Origin of the sequence: Sphingopyxis sp. KK2, from assembly GCF_001990265.1 — a bacterium.
GTDB lineage: Bacteria > Pseudomonadota > Alphaproteobacteria > Sphingomonadales > Sphingomonadaceae > Sphingopyxis.
Window position 1 is genome coordinate 19,733 of sequence record NZ_LYVN01000028.1, and the last position, 14,998, is coordinate 34,730.

General features: G+C 66.9%; 13 protein-coding genes. 3 read left to right on the plus strand and 10 right to left on the minus strand.

The window, feature by feature from the left end; translation table 11 throughout:
* Position 1: 1 nt before the first annotated feature.
* The 6 genes from B1A78_RS07075 to B1A78_RS22585 all read right to left on the minus strand — a co-directional run bounded on the left by B1A78_RS07075 (position 2) and on the right by B1A78_RS22585 (position 6,481).
* On the minus strand, positions 2–787 hold the full coding sequence (locus tag B1A78_RS07075; protein WP_077146271.1) for a polyphosphate kinase 2 family protein: 786 nt from the start codon (positions 785–787) through the stop codon (positions 2–4).
* A gap of 83 nt (positions 788–870) precedes the next feature.
* The gene (locus B1A78_RS07080) at positions 871–1,812 is read right to left on the minus strand and encodes a hypothetical protein (RefSeq protein ID WP_144037726.1); all 942 of its coding nucleotides are present in this window, start codon (positions 1,810–1,812) and stop codon (positions 871–873) included.
* Positions 1,813–1,868: 56 nt separating this feature from the next.
* Complete coding sequence (locus B1A78_RS07085; protein ID WP_077146273.1) at positions 1,869–2,741, minus strand: alpha/beta fold hydrolase; 873 nt, start codon at positions 2,739–2,741, stop codon at positions 1,869–1,871.
* A 5-nt stretch (positions 2,742–2,746) separates the two neighbouring features.
* Positions 2,747–4,537 (minus strand): aspartate--tRNA ligase, encoded by a 1,791-nt coding sequence (gene aspS, locus B1A78_RS07090; RefSeq protein ID WP_077146284.1) that lies wholly within the window; start codon positions 4,535–4,537, stop codon positions 2,747–2,749.
* A gap of 103 nt (positions 4,538–4,640) precedes the next feature.
* Complete coding sequence (locus tag B1A78_RS07095; protein WP_179101997.1) at positions 4,641–6,152, minus strand: FAD-binding protein; 1,512 nt, start codon at positions 6,150–6,152, stop codon at positions 4,641–4,643.
* Positions 6,152–6,481 carry a hypothetical protein gene (locus tag B1A78_RS22585; RefSeq protein WP_077146275.1) on the minus strand — a complete coding sequence of 110 codons (330 nt, stop codon included), beginning with the start codon at positions 6,479–6,481 and terminating at the stop codon, positions 6,152–6,154. Before B1A78_RS22585 ends, B1A78_RS07095 begins: the two co-directional genes overlap by 1 nt.
* Before the next feature lie 105 nt (positions 6,482–6,586).
* Between B1A78_RS22585 and rnd the strand changes: the two genes are divergently transcribed.
* On the plus strand, positions 6,587–7,792 hold the full coding sequence (gene rnd / locus B1A78_RS07105; RefSeq protein WP_077146276.1) for a ribonuclease D: 1,206 nt from the start codon (positions 6,587–6,589) through the stop codon (positions 7,790–7,792).
* Here the strand turns inward: rnd and B1A78_RS07110 are convergent.
* Genes B1A78_RS07110 through B1A78_RS07125 form a run of 4 tightly spaced genes read right to left on the minus strand, consistent with a single transcriptional unit; the run spans position 7,789 to position 13,377 of the window.
* Complete coding sequence (locus B1A78_RS07110; RefSeq protein ID WP_077146277.1) at positions 7,789–9,273, minus strand: Ppx/GppA family phosphatase; 1,485 nt, start codon at positions 9,271–9,273, stop codon at positions 7,789–7,791. The two genes, rnd and B1A78_RS07110, sit on opposite strands and share 4 nt — an antisense overlap.
* Positions 9,274–9,278: 5 nt before the next feature.
* Positions 9,279–11,447, minus strand: coding sequence for an RNA degradosome polyphosphate kinase (locus tag B1A78_RS07115; RefSeq protein ID WP_077146278.1), 2,169 nt, complete (start codon positions 11,445–11,447; stop codon positions 9,279–9,281).
* Positions 11,438–12,094, minus strand: coding sequence for a chromosomal replication initiator DnaA (locus tag B1A78_RS07120; RefSeq protein WP_077146279.1), 657 nt, complete (start codon positions 12,092–12,094; stop codon positions 11,438–11,440). Before B1A78_RS07120 ends, B1A78_RS07115 begins: the two co-directional genes overlap by 10 nt.
* Positions 12,094–13,377: a hypothetical protein gene (locus B1A78_RS07125; protein ID WP_077146280.1), complete on the minus strand. Its 1,284-nt coding sequence runs from the start codon at positions 13,375–13,377 to the stop codon at positions 12,094–12,096. The genes B1A78_RS07120 and B1A78_RS07125 overlap by 1 nt, the downstream gene beginning before the upstream one ends.
* 85 nt (positions 13,378–13,462) lie before the next feature.
* On the opposite strand from B1A78_RS07125, the gene purM reads away from it, so the two are divergent.
* On the plus strand, positions 13,463–14,569 hold the full coding sequence (purM, locus tag B1A78_RS07130) for a phosphoribosylformylglycinamidine cyclo-ligase (protein ID WP_077146281.1): 1,107 nt from the start codon (positions 13,463–13,465) through the stop codon (positions 14,567–14,569).
* Positions 14,562–14,998, plus strand: a 437-nt coding sequence (locus B1A78_RS07135; protein WP_306171645.1) for a phosphoribosylglycinamide formyltransferase, incomplete at its 3' end; no start/stop codon positions are given. The genes purM and B1A78_RS07135, both read left to right, overlap by 8 nt.

The window sequence follows — 14,998 nt, forward strand, 5'->3', positions numbered from 1 at the left end:
CCTAGTCTTTCGGCTCGTAGCCGAACGCCTTGCGCGCCAGCTTGACCGTCGCGGGGTCGAGGTCGGGCGGCGTCATCGGCACCGCGGCCTCCAGCGTGTCGGCGATATGCGTCAGCGCCGCGATGCGCGCCGCCTTCTTGTTGTTGCCGTCGATCACCTTCCACGGCGCCCAGCGCGTATCGGTCTGCGCGAACATGTCGTGCATCGCGGCGAGATATTCCTTGCGCTTGGCGCGGTTGCGATAATCCTCGGGGCCGGTCTTCCAGCGCTTCCAGGGATCGTCGAGGCGGCCCGCGAAACGCTTGTCCTGTTCGTCCTGCGTGATGTGGACGAACAATTTCACCAGATGCGTCTTGCTGCCGGTCAGCTGCGCTTCGAACTCGTTGATCTCGTCATAGCCCTTGCGCCATTCGCCTTCACTCGCAAAGCCCTCGACGCGCTCGACGAGGACGCGACCGTACCAGCTGCGGTCAAAGATCGACAGTTCGCGATTGCCGGGCAGGCGTTTCCAAAAGCGCCACAGGAAATGGCGCGCCTTTTCCTCGTCGCTCGGCGCGCCGATCGGCCAGACCTCGAAATAGCGCGGGTCGAGCTGCGCCGCGAGGCGGGTGATGATGCCGCCCTTCCCCGCCGCGTCCCAGCCTTCGAGCATGATGACGCTGCGCTGGCCGTGGGTGATATGCGCCGCCTGGATGCGTTCGAGCCGATCCTGCAGCGCGGCAAGATCGTCGCCATAGTCGCCGTCATATTTGGCACCGGATTCGAAGTCGGACAGGTCGATGGTCATGCCGCGACCCTAACCCAAGCCGGCGCCGTTGACCAAGCGGCGGTTACGGCTGTCGCCCTTTGGTACAGCGCGGGGCGCGATCCTTACCGTTCGCGCAGAAACGCCTGCCGCGCATCCCAGTCGGCGAGCGCGCGGCGGTGGCGATCGATCCGCGCCAGCCCCTCGCCGATGTCGCGGTTCTTCGAGCCCAGCCGCTGCGCCTGCCCGTACCAGTCGACCGCGGCGGCAAAGTCGCGCCGCGCCTCGGCGCAAAGCCCCATGTTGAAGGCCAGCGCGGCGGTCGGCTCGACCTCGCGGGCGATCGCCGCCCAACTGTCGCACGCCCCCGCCTCGTCGCTCTTGGTCTGGCGGATCGCGTTCTTGAACGCCTCCGCCGCGGGCTTGGGCAGGCCCTTGCGATTCTCGTCGACCCGGACGTCTTCGGAAAAGCCGCTCGGTGCGAAGTCGCGGCGGATCGTCCCGACCTGCCCCATCAACGTGGTGTCGACGAAAGCATCGACAGTGCGGGTCGCCTTGCGATCGGGGCAATAGACCAGTTCGTCACGCGCGCTCAGCGGCCGCGTATAGCGCACGCTGCCGTCGCCCATCGCAACCAGCCGGACATTGGTGCTGACCGTCGCCACCCGGCGGCGGCAACGCAGGTCATATTCCTCTTCCTTCAGGCACTTGTTCTTGTCGGCGGAATCCTGCTCGAGGCAGCGTTTGCGCTTCTCGGTCGTGCCGGTCTCGTCGACCGCGACGCGGACATTGCCGGTGACGAGCGCATCGGTCGGCACCCCCGCTTCGGGCGCGACAACGCGGAAATAGGGTTGGCCGGCGAAGCGAACCTCGGTGAGTTCGCTCTCGAGCGCCTGCGAAAGCAGGCTGCCATCCTCGCCCTCGAACCGCTCGACCGCGATGCTGACCAAGTCGTTGACGTTCGGACTTCCCGCCGGATTGGCGCCGGTGATCGTCAGCGTCTCCGCCAGCGCAGGAACCGCACCGCAAGCCAGCGCAGCCGCCAGCATCCATCGCAAATGGCTCATCTTTCCCCCCGACGCCCATCAACCCCGTACCGGGCTATCGCAGCCCGGCGAGCCTGTCAAAGCTCGGCGGCGATGAGGTCGGCGAGGCGCTCGGGCGCTTCCATCGGGATGAAGTGGCTGAGCTCGGCCCATTGCTCGTCGCGCTTGGCACCGAGCGCGGCGCCGAGCCCGGGCCAGGTCGGGCTGACCGAAAAGTCGAGATTGCCGTCGCGCTCGCCGGTGCGGGCGCGGATCACGCTGATCGAGGCGGCGATGCGGTCGAACCAGCCATGGGGCTTGGTCCGCAGGGCGCCCAGATACACCGACGCTTCGAGCGCGGGCGGGCAAGCAAGCTCCCACCCTTCGCCGTCCGCCGCCGGAAGCAGGCCGAAGCGGCAATAATCGGCCAGCACTTCGGGCCGCCAATTGGCATAGGGCGGACGCGACGCGAAATGCGCATTCATCGCCTCCCAGCCGTCCCAGCGGTTCCGCCGCCGTGCGACCGGATGCTCGGCGGGGTCGGGAACGGGCTGCCCCGCGACATCGACATAAAATTCGGGCGGCATGATCACCGGATCGATCAGGATCAGGTGGCGAAACGCCTGCGGCCGCTCGGCGGCGAGCCGCGTGAGCAGATAACCGCCCATGCTGTGCCCACAGCCGACGAAGCGCGTCCCCGCGAACCGGTCGATCAGTGGCAGCAGGAAATCGGATGTCGCCGCCCAATCGGACAGCGAGGCGGGTTTCGCGCTGCGCCCATGCCCGCGGCTGTCGGGCGCCACGACATGCGTCCCAGCAGGCAGCGCGGCGACAACCTGATCCCACAGCCGCGCATGAAAGCCCGTTGCGTGGAGCAACAGCACCGACGGCCGGTCGAAGGCTTCGCCCCATTCGAACCAGCAAAGCTCGCCGTCCGGCGTCGCGAGCCGGTGTTCGCGCGGCTCGCCCATGCGGATCAGCCCTTCGGCCCGTCCACGATGCGGATGCTGAGTTCCTTGAGCTGCTTTTCGCTGACCGGAGCCGGGGCGCCCATCATCAGGTCCTCGGCCTTCTGCGTCATCGGGAAGACGATCACTTCGCGAATGTTCGGCTCGTCGGCGAGCAGCATCACGATGCGGTCGACGCCCGGCGCCGACCCGCCGTGCGGCGGCGCGCCGAACTTGAAGGCGTTGATCATGCCCGCGAAATTCGTGTCCACATCAGCCTGCGAATAGCCCGCAATCTCGAACGCCTTGTACATGATGTCGGGGCGATGGTTCCGGATCGCGCCCGACGACAGTTCGACGCCGTTGCAGACGATGTCATACTGGTAAGCAAGGATGTCGAGCGGATTCTTGTTCGTCAGCGCGTCCATCTCGCCCTGCGGCATCGAGAAGGGATTGTGGCTGAAATCGATCTTGCCGGTGTCCTCGTCGGCCTCGAACATCGGGAAATCGACGATCCAGCAGAATTCGAAGCGGCTCTTGTCGATCAGGTCGAGCTGGTCAGCGACGCGCGTGCGTGCGAGGCCCGCGAGCTTCGCCGCCTTGCCTTCGACACCCGCGGCGAAGAAGATGCCGTCGTTCGGGCCAAGGCCCATCGCGTCGGCGATCGCCTTCATGCCGTCCTGGCCGTGGTTGTTGGCGATCGGGCCGCCGAACACGCCGTCCTTCTGCGTCGCATAGCCGAGGCCCGGGAAGCCTTCCGATTGCGCCCAGCTGTTCATCTCGTCGAAGAACTTGCGGCTCTTTTCATGCGTTTCGGGCGCGGCGACGGCACGGACGACCTGCCCTTCCTCGACCATCGTCGCGAAGCGGCCGAAGCCCGATCCCTTGAAGAAATCACCGACGTCATGGACCAGCAGTGGGTTGCGCAAATCGGGCTTGTCGCTGCCATATTTCAGCATCGATTCGCGGTACGGAATGCGCTTGAACGGCAGCGCCGACACGGACCGCCCCTTGCCTTCAAAGTCCGCAAACTCCTCGAACACACCGTGCAGCACGGGTTCGATCGCGTTGAAGACGTCGTCCTGCGTGACGAAGCTCATCTCGAAATCGAGCTGGTAGAATTCGCCGGGCGAACGATCGGCGCGGGCATCCTCGTCGCGGAAGCACGGCGCAATCTGGAAATAGCGGTCGAAGCCCGCGACCATCAGCAGCTGCTTGAACATCTGCGGCGCCTGCGGCAGCGCATAGAATTTGCCGGGGTGGACGCGGCTCGGGACCAGATAGTCGCGTGCGCCTTCGGGGCTGCTCGCGGTCAGGATCGGGGTCTGGAATTCGGTGAAGCCCTGGTCAATCATCCGGCGGCGCAGCGACGAAATCACGTTCGAGCGCAGCACGATATTCTTGTGCAGCCGCTCGCGGCGGAGATCGAGGAAGCGGTTGGTGAGGCGGATTTCCTCGGGATAGTCGGTCTCGCCAAACACCGGCAGCGGCAGGCGATCGGCCGACGACTGCACCGTAACCGCGCTCGGATAGATTTCGATCTCGCCGGTCGCGAGCTTGGGGTTGAGCGTCTCGGGCGAGCGCGCGGCGACCTTGCCGGTGAAGGTCAGCACGGACTCGGGTCCCTGCGCATTGACCGTCGGATAAAGCTCCGAACCCGTCTCGACCACGATCTGGGTGATGCCATAATGGTCGCGAAGGTCGACGAAAAGGACGTTGGCATGCTCGCGCGTGCGATGCACCCAGCCCGAAAGACGGACTTCCTCGCCGACGTTGGCGGCGCGAAGGTCGGCGCAGGTATGGGTGCGATAGGCGTGCATTTTTTCGTCTTTCAATATTCGGGGAAGCGCGGGCGAAAGCCGCGCCGATATGGCCGCGCCTAAGGCAGGTCGGCGCGCCATTTGTCAAGGGTGAAGGGCCGTTTCAGCCGGTCAGCCCCAGCCCGTCGAGTACCGCGCTGCCAAAGATCGCGCGGTGCGCAGGATCGGGGATCAGCCGGTCGCGCGCCGCGCGCCAGCGCTGCAGATCCTCGCCATAGTCGGCCGCCACCCGCGCCGCATCGAGGTGGCAGCTCTTGGCCCAATGGCGCGTGAACGCGACGCCTTCGCGGTCGAGCAGCTCGACCACCCGCGCATAGGCTTCCGCCGTGCGGGCGCTGCGCGGTCCGTCGAAGTCGATCACCGCATTATGCGTGAAGCGTGCGGGCGCCAGCAGCCCCTGTGCCCGTTCCATGAAACGCAGGGTCACCGCGGTCGAACCGCCATGGCGCGTATAGACGCCGCAGATCAGCTCGAAGACATGCGGCAGGTCGGCACGGTCGATCGTGACCGAGGCGTTGAACAGGTCGGCGAGCGGGCGGTGGGTATCGAGCCCCTCGCCCCATGTCCCATGCACCGGCGGATCGTCGACATCGGGACCCGCCGCATAGCCCATCTTCATCGCGAACTGGAGCAGCGCGCCGCGCGCCCAGGGATAATCGTCGAGCAGCCGGCCGAGCAGGCTGAGCGCATCATAGCCCGCGCCGAGCTGCCCCGGCGTCGCCTGGTCGTAATTGGCGCGCCATGGCTCGGCATAAAGGAAGCGCAGCATCGCCGGCCGCTTGAACGGCTTGTAGGGATTGACGATCATCTGGACGAAATCGGGGTCGCGATCGAGCGCATAGGCCTTGGAGAAACGCCGAAAATCGCCCGCCGCCAGCCAATCGAGCGCCGCGCATTCGACCTTGCGCAAATTCTGGATCGGCCGGACGAGGAATTTTGGGACGCTGTCGACGACGAGCGCGGGGACGATTCCCAGCGCGCCGACGGGCAGCTGCGCGGCGGCAAAGACATCGTCGTCGCGGACCGGGGTCGAGCCGGTGGCGGCGACAAAGGCATCGCTCATCACTCCCGCTGCGGGCTCGATCCAATGCACCCCCGCCGGGGTCACGAGTTGCACCGCGCGGATATGGTCCTGGATACCCCCGCGCGTCACCATCGAGCCATGCGTGCCCGTCGCCGCGGCGCCCGCGAAGGTCTGGCCATTGCCCGCCCCGCTGGTCCACAGCGAACGCCCCTGTTGTTCGAGCTTGTCCGACACCTCGTCGACGAGCGCCCCCGCCTCGACGAGCATCAGCCCCGACGCGTCGACGCCCGGACGCACATCGTCGGCGGCGATGCGGAAGCAGCGATTGAAGCGGCGGGTATGGAGGAGCCAGGCGTCCGAACAGATATTGACGTTCGACGGCGACCAGCCCGCGCCCAGCGGCCGGACGCGCTTGCCCGCGACGCGTGCCTTCTCCAGCCATTCGCGCACCGCGGCGGCGGCGAGTCCGATCTCGTCGCGCCCGCGCGGCGCGTCGCCGCTCCGCAGGCCGAATCGCACCGCATCCTCGCACACGCCGGTGCCGTGATAATTGGTCCAGCGACCCGATTCGCCGATGGGGATGATGGGCATCATGCCTCTCCCAGCGGCTGGATGCCGGCATGCGCGCGCCAGGCGACGGTGACCGGCCGGATCAGCCCGAGCGTCGCGATCGCGACGAGCATCTGCCGCCGCGTCGTATAGACGCGCAGGTCGCACAGCCCGTGATCGGCCTCGGGCGTCACGAAAGGCTGCCGCGCTTCCGCAGCGAAACCCCAATATTTCAGCGTCACGACCATCGATTCTTCGTCGAGCGGCCGCGGATTGGCGATCGACACGAAAATGTCGCCCTGCCCCGCCAGATATTGCCCGACGAGCAGCGCCAGTAACAGCGCCGCCAGCCCCCATCCGATCCACATCATGGCCAAATCCCTTCGTGCGTTCGGTCGGCGTTCCGACTCTGCGACCCCGAAGAGGACGGGCAATTTTTCCTGCCCGTCTGCATCAACTAGCTGTATAGGCGCGGCATGCAAGTCCATCCGCTCATCGAAACCAGCGCCGCGCTCGTCGAATTCTGTGATCTCATCAAGGACAGCGATTTCATCGCCGTCGACACCGAGTTCATGCGCGAAAACACCTTCTGGCCCGAACTGTGCCTGATCCAGGTCGCGAACAGCGAGCATGCCGCCGCGATCGACCCGCTGGCCAAGGACATGGAGCTCAAGCCGCTGCTCGACCTGCTCGTCGACAATGAGGATATGCTCAAGGTCTTCCACGCCGGCGGGCAGGATGTCGAAATCATCTTCAACCTGACCGGCAAGACCCCGCACCCGATCTTCGACACCCAGATCGGCCAGATGGCGCTCGGCCAGGCCGAACAGGTCGGCTATTCGAACCTCGTCGAAGCATGGATCGGCATCCAGCTCGACAAGGGCGCGCGCTTCACCGACTGGAGCCGCCGCCCGCTCGACAAGCGGCAGATCGACTATGCGATCGGCGACGTCACCCATCTCGCCAAGATTTTCCCGATGATGCTCAAAAAGCTCGTCAAGACCGGGCGCGGCCACTGGCTCGACGAGGAAATGGAAAAGCTCGCCGATCCGTCGAACTACAGCGTCGATCCCAATGACGCCTGGCACCGGATCAAGATTCCGTCGCGCAAGCCCGATGTGCTCGGCCGCCTGCAGGCGCTCGCCGCATGGCGCGAGCGCGAGGCACGGTCGAAGAACCTGCCGCGCGGCCGCATCGTCAAGGACGAGACGCTCGCCGACCTCGCCGCGCATCCGCCGAAGGACCAGGACGGGCTGGGCCGCGTGCGCGGGCTGTCGGCGACCTGGCGGTCGAACGACATCGGCAGCCGCCTGATGGACGCGCTCGACAATGCGAAGCCGCTCGACCGCGACGACATGCCCGACCGCGCGCCGCGCGGCCCGGGCCTGGGCAAGGAAGGCGTGCTTGTCGCCGACCTGCTCAAGCTGCTGCTGAAAATCCGCGGGCGCGAACTCAATGTCGCGGCACGGCTGATCGCGCGCAGCGACGACCTGGAGGCGCTCGCCGCCGGGCGCCGCGACAATATCGCGATGCTGCAGGGCTGGCGCTACGACGTCTTCGGCCATGCCGCACTCGACCTCGTCGAAGGGCGGATGGGCTTTGCCGTCCAGCACGGCAAGCTGGTGATGAGCAAGATCGAGGCGCCGACCCCGGTCGATGCCGCGCCGGTCGACGCCGCCTAAAGCAGCAGCAATTCGGGCTTCGCGTCGAGCGCCTGCGCGAGCGAGCGCAGACGGCGATCGACCGATTCGCCTGCCAGATGATGCCAGCCCGCATCGAGACTGAGGACCAGCTTGCCCTTGTCGAGAGCGATGCGGCTGGCCTTGAGCGGCGCTTCGACCCCGCCGGTCAGGCGCTGGGCAAGCCGGATCGCAAGCCCCCATTGGCGCGCGCGCGCCAGTCGCTCGCCCGAAACAAGCGATCCCATCGGCGGGAAATCGCCGTCGGCGCCGCCGAAACCCGCGTGCAGCGCGCGCGCGAGAAGGATGCGGCCAGGAATATCGATGCCGCGCCAATTGCCGTGCAGGCCAATCTCGGTGCCGCGATCGGCGCGGAAATCGGGGTTTGCGGACCAGGCGACGTCGCTGAGCAGGCTCGCGGCGAGGCGAATGCGGCTGTCGGCGGTTTTTTCGCTCGCGAACAGCGGCGCGATCCATTCGGCGAGTGCCGGGCCGTGCGGCGCGAAACGTGCAAGCCGGCGGCCTTCGAACTCGGCGGCGACGATCAGCGGGTCTTGCGCGCGCGTCGCGGGGTCGAGCGCCTGATAGAGCAATCCTTCGCGCAACCCCGACGACGACACCGTCATGTCGGGCGCGTCGATGATATTGACGAGCGCCGCGAGCAGCGCCGCCGCATCGGGCAGCGCGGCGGCGCGGTTCGACGCCATGCCCGGGATCGCCCGCAGTTCCTCGAAACTCAATCGCCGCGTCGCGCGGATCAGGCGGCGGAGCGCGGCGCGCGGCAGCGTGTGCTGGTCGAGCACCGCGAGCGGGTCCTTGGTCAGTTCGAGGTCGAGGCGCGAGAGCGCGCGCCACGACCCGCCAACGAGATAGAGCGGCAGGCCGGCGCAATCGCCGGGCCAGCCCTTGGCGCGCAGCATCTTGCGGATCGCGCGTTCGAACGCCTGCGGACCCTCCTTGCGCAACGCCGGCAGCCGCAGCACGCCGAGCGGGAAGCTGTTGCGCCGCCCGACCTCGCCGTTCGATACCTGCGCAAGCTCGAGGCTGCCGCCGCCGAGGTCGACGGCGATGCCGTTCGCATCGGGAATCGCGGCGATGACGCCGTAGCCCGCGGCCTCGGCCTCTTCCTGCCCCGACAGCAGGCGGATGGCGAGGCCGGCCTCGGCGGCGCCGGCGATGAAGTCGGGGCCGTTGGGCGCGTCGCGCACCGCGGCGGTCGCGACGCATTGCACGTCGGCGACCTCCATGTGCTTCGCGAGCAACGCGTAGCGGCGCAGCGCGAACAACCCGCGTTCGGCATCTTCGGGCGCGATGCGGCCGTCGATCGCAAGGCCGCGACCGAGGCCGGCGGCGACCTTTTCGTTGAAGATCACCGCGGGCGCGCGCGGCGGGCCTTCATAGACGACGAGGCGGACCGAGTTCGAGCCGATGTCGATGACCGCCGAGCGGTGGATTTTGGGGGCGGGGGTTCGGCGGAACGGCAATTTTATCAATCTTCGCGCATATTGAGGAGGAGCGTCGGGACGTCCTGGCGCTGGTGGAGCGCGGTGCCGCGACCCGACAGCGACGGGTTCGTCATGAAATAATGGTGCAAGTTGAATGGCTTGTCGCCCGGAGCGAGACGCACATAGGTGCCGTCGGGTTGCAGCACCCAGCTTTGCTCATTGTCGATGAGGTTCGCGACGAGCACCTGGTCCAGTATCTGGTCGTGGACCGTCGGATTCTCGATCGGGATCATATATTCGACGCGGCGGTCGAAGTTGCGCGGCATCCAGTCGGCGCTGGAAATATAGAGCTTGGCCTTGCGGTGCGGCAGCGCCGCGCCGTTGGCAAAGGCCCAGACGCGGCTATGTTCGAGGAAGCGGCCGACGACCGATTTGACGCGGATCGTTTCGGACAGACCCGGAACCCCGGGACGCAGGCAACAGATGCCGCGCACGACGAGTTCGATCGGCACTCCCGCCGCGCTGGCCTCGTACAATTTGTCGATGATGTCGGGGTCGACGAGGCTGTTCATCTTGGCCCAGACGCCCGAGGGCTGCCCCGCCCGCGCCGCCGCGGTTTCAGCGTCGATCAACTGGCTGAGATGCGCGCGCATGTTGAGCGGCGACATGGTGATCATGTCGAGCCGTTCGGGTTCGACATAGCCGGTGATGTAATTGAACAATTGCGCGGCATCGCGCCCCGCACGCGGGTCGGCGGTGAAGAAGCTGAGGTCGGTGTAGATGCGTGCGGTGATCGGGTGGTAGTTGCCGGTGCCGAAGTGGCAATAGGTCTTGTACCCCTGCCCTTCGCGGCGCACGACCATCGAGATCTTGGCGTGGGTCTTCCACTCGATGAAGCCGTAGACGACCTGCACCCCGGCGCGTTCGAGCTGGTTCGCCCAGAGCAGATTCTGCTCCTCGTCGAAGCGCGCCTTCAATTCGACTACCGCGGTTACCGACTTGCCCGCCTCGGCCGCCTCGATCAGCGCGCGGATGACCGGCGACTGGTTGCCCGCACGATAGAGCGTCTGCTTGATCGCGACGACGTCGGGATCGGCCGCCGCCTGACGCAGGAAGGACAGGACGACGTCGAAGCTTTCATAGGGGTGATGGACGAGGATGTCCTTCGACCGGATCGCCGCGAAACAGTCGCCGCCATGTTCGCGGATACGTTCGGGAAAACGCGCCGAAAAGGCCGGGAACTTCAGGTCGGGGCGGTCGACATCGACGAGCGCCGACAGCGCCGCGAGGCCGACGAAACCGTCGATCTTGGCAACGATCGCTTCATGCCCCTGGATGTCGGCATTGAGCACCGCGGCGAGTTCGCCGGGCATGTCGGCCTCGAGTTCGAGCAGGATGACGCGGCCACGGCGGCGGCGGCGGATCGCGGTGCGGAACAGGCGCACCAGATCCTCGGCCTCTTCCTCGAGCTCGATGTCGCTGTCGCGGATGATGCGGAACACCCCGCGCGAGCGGATGCGATAGCCGGGGAACAAGGTGTCGCCGAACAATTCGATCAGATATTCGATCGGCACGAAGCTCGCGGGTTCGCCGGGGACCGAGACGAAGCGCGACAGCGACGGCGGGATCATCACCAGTTCGCGGATATGCTCGCCGCCCGCCTTGCGTTCGAGGTCGAAGATGACGCCGAGGCCGCGGTTCGGGATGAAGGGAAAGGGATGCGCCGGATCGAGCACCTGCGGGGTGAGGATCGGGAAAATCTGGTCGATGAAATATTGGCGCAGCACGCCGCGCAGCTTGTCGGCGTCCGAGCCCTCGCCATGGACGGTGATGCCCTGTTCGCCGAGCAGCCGGTGGAGCAATTGCCATTCGCTCTGCTGCTGGTCGACAAGGCGGTTCACCTCTGCCTCGATCTCGGCAAGCTGCTGCCCCGGCGAGCGGCCGTCGGCGCTGGGATCGTCGATCCCCTGCAACTGCTGGCCCTTCAATCCCGCAACGCGGACCATGAAGAATTCGTCGAGGTTGCTGCCCGAAATTGACAGGAAGCGCAGCCGTTCGAGCAGCGGATGCGCAGGATTGCGCGCTTCCTCCATCACCCGCCGATTGAAGGCGAGCCAGCTCAGTTCGCGGTTGAAAAAGCGTTCGGGACCGAAACCTGGACCCGCCGTATCGGCGTCATTGTCGGCACGGAGTGGCTGGCCAGTCAGGGACATATATCGCTTTCCTGTCGTTCGAGGAGATCGGGATCGATCAGCCCCTGTGACAGTAATGTTTCACGCGTGAGACGAACGCCGATGGCGCCGCCGCGTTCGAGCGAGGCGGCGTCGAGCGCCGCGACGATGCGGTGGACCATCGCATAGCTGCGCTCCATGCGCGGCACGATATAGGAGGCGACGCCGGGCGCGAGCGCGATGCCGCGCTGCGCGAACAGCGCCTCGATCAGGTCGCGGGCGAGACAGTCGTCGGGTTCGCCGATCGCCAGCACCGGCACCGCCGCGAGCCGCGAACGCAAGTCGGGAAGCTGGATATTCCATTCCCCCGGCGGCGCGTCGGCGATGATAAGCAAGGGGGTGCCGCTCGCCTGCGCGGCGTTCCAGGCATGGAAAATCTCTTCTTCGGACACGCTGCCGTGCCCGTCGATCACGCGACCGCCGGTTTCGCGCGCGAACAGCCGGCCAATCAGGCTGCGGCCCGAGCCGCGCGGCCCGGTGAGCACCGCGGTGCGCACCGGCCAGGTCGAGACATGGCGCAAATAGCGGATCGCCTCGGCATTGCTGGTGCCGACGATCAGCGGGCCGTCGTTGCTGCCGCCCGCGCTCCAATCGAGCGGGAGCGCGATCTGTCCCGACAGGCGGGCCATCAGCGACTGATCCGGAGCGTGCTCCCGCTCGCCTGCACCTTGTAGCCGCGCGCTTCGAGCGCGGCCTTCAGCGCCGCGATGTCGCCGCGGAAGGTCACGCGCATCACCGACGTGCCGCCAAGCGCAAGGCTGGTCGTCGAGGCCGACTGGACACCCGAAACGGCACCGACCGCGCGTTCGGTCGCCGAGACCGATTCGACGTCGGGCGAGACATATTGGACATTGTAGCTCGACACCCCGACGGTCGGCGCAGCAGGCACGCTGCTGTCGGTTTCGGCCGGCAGCGCGCCGGCGTCGCCCTCGGCCACCTCGGGCAGTTCCTCGACCGCGACCGGCTTTTCGAGCACGAGATAGGTGTCGGTGCGCAGCACCCCGGCGGCGAGCGCGTCGGTGTAGAGGCGGTCCATGCGCGCAACGGCCTTTTCCATCATGTCGGGCAGCGCGGCGGGGCTGGGCCCGGTCATCCGAAAGCTGCCGATCAGCTTGTTGTCGGGGCCGAAGCGCGCGGTAAAATGGCCGGTGATCGGCCCGCCGGGATAGCTGTATTCGACGCGCGCGATCGGCACGAGCACGTCGGCGGCGCCATATTGATCGAGGATGACGCGCCACCAGACGCGGCCGCGGCGGCCGATCTGTCCCGAATTGAGCAGCAGCGTATCGGCGCCGGTGCCCGCGGTGCGGACATAGTCGATCGCGCTCTGCCCCGTATTATATTCGGCCCAGGCGCGCTGCCAGGCGCTGCGCTGTTCGAACACCTGCTGCATGCCGTCGACCGAATAGACCGGGATGACGAGCAGCGGCGGCGAGCGCAAAGTCCGCCCGCTGACGCCGAGGATCTGCCCCGCGCGCACGCGGTCGAACTGGACGCCGAGGCGCGCGACATAGCGGCGCGGGCCGATCTGCTCTTCCTCGACGACGATCGCAGTGACGATGCCGTCGAGCACCGAATCGCCGAGTGCGGGGCCATCGGTGCCGTTTGTCTTGCGATAGAGCTGCGCCCAGCCCTGTCGCTGCGCCTCGCGCCAGCCCTTTTCGCGCGCGTCGTCGGCATTGTCGCCGGTGACATCGACGAGGATGCCGCTGGCGAGGAAATCGCCGCTGCTGTTGATCGGCGTGATACCGCGGTTGCCGCGCGTGATCTGCCCGTCGACGACGCCGACGACGAGAATCACCGCGAAAAAGGCGATCAGCGCGGCAAAACGTCGGTCGCGGCGCAGCGCGGTCGGCAAGCGGAGAAGCGGGGCGAAGCGCCGGGCGTTGGTGGGGGAAGCAGCCGAAATCATCTCTACTCTATGCTCTGCCCCGAATGCGCGTGCCGGACAAGGAAATCATGGCAATTGTCGGCGGGAACCGTTAGTCGCGCGTGCCATGGATTCCAAGCACAACCAGCCCGCCGGATACACTTATGCGCAGGCCGGCGTATCGATCGACGCCGGCAATGCGCTGGTCCGTGCCATCGCCCCGCTCGCCCGCGCGACGCGCCGTCCCGGCGCCGACGCCGACCTCGGCGGATTCGGCGGCTTTTTCGACCTGAAGGCGGCGGGGTTCAACGACCCTCTGCTCGTCGCGGCCAATGATGGCGTCGGCACCAAGCTGAAGCTCGCGATCGAATCGGGGCGCCACGACGGGGTCGGGATCGACCTGGTCGCGATGTGCGTCAACGACCTGATCGTGCAGGGCGCCGAGCCGCTCTTCTTCCTCGACTATTATGCGACCGCCAAGCTCGACAACGACGTCGCGACCGCCGTCGTCGCGAGCATCGCCGAAGGGTGCAAGCAGGCCGGTTGCGCGCTGATCGGCGGCGAAACCGCCGAAATGCCGGGCATGTACAGCGAGGGCGATTACGACCTCGCGGGCTTCTGCGTCGGCGCGGTCGAGCGCCACGAGGTGCTCACCGCCGACAAGGTCGCGGCAGGCGACGTGATCCTCGGCCTCGCCTCGTCGGGGGTGCATTCGAACGGCTTCTCGCTCGTGCGCCGGCTCGCCGCCGACAAGGGCTGGAAACTCGACCGCCCCGCCCTGTTCGACCAGGACGTGCTGCTGATCGACGCGCTGATGGCGCCGACGCGCATCTATGTGAAGAGCCTGCTGCCGCTGGTGAAGGGCGGCAAGATCCACGCGCTGGCGCATATCACCGGCGGCGGCCTGCTCGAAAATATCCCGCGCATCCTGCCCGCCGACCTGCACGCGCATGTCGACGCCGATAACTGGCCGCAGCCGCGGCTGATGGCGTATCTGCAGGCGCAGGGAAATATCGAGCCCGAAGAAATGGCGCGCACCTTCAACTGCGGCATCGGCATGGCGGTCGTCGTCGCCGAGGGCGACGTCGATGCCGTGACGGCCGCACTGACCGAGGCCGGCGAGACGGTGTTCCGCATCGGCCATATCGCCGCAGGCGCGAAGGGCTGCACCGTGAGCGGCGGCGCCGAAACCTGGAGCGCGATGGGCGCGTGGACCGCGACGCATAATGGCTAAGGCGCGCGTCGCCGTCCTGATTTCGGGCGCCGGCACCAACATGGCGGCGCTGCTCTATGCCGCAAAGGCCGATACCTGCCCCTATGAGCTGGTGCTGGTCGCGAGCAACAATCCCGATGCGCCGGGACTGGCGATCGCCGCGGCCGAGGGCATCGCGACCTGGAGCCGGTCGCACAAGGGCATCGATCGCGGCGCGTTCGACGCGCTGGTCGACGCGCAATTGCGCGAGGCTGGGGCCGATTATGTCGCGCTCGCGGGCTATATGCGCATCCTGAGCGACGATTTCGTCGCGCGCTGGGCGGGCAGGATGGTCAATATCCATCCGAGCCTGCTGCCGCTCTACAAGGGGCTGAACACGCACGGCCAGGCGATCGACGCCGGCGACACATTCGGCGGGTGCAGCGTCCATATCGTCACGCCCGGCGTCGA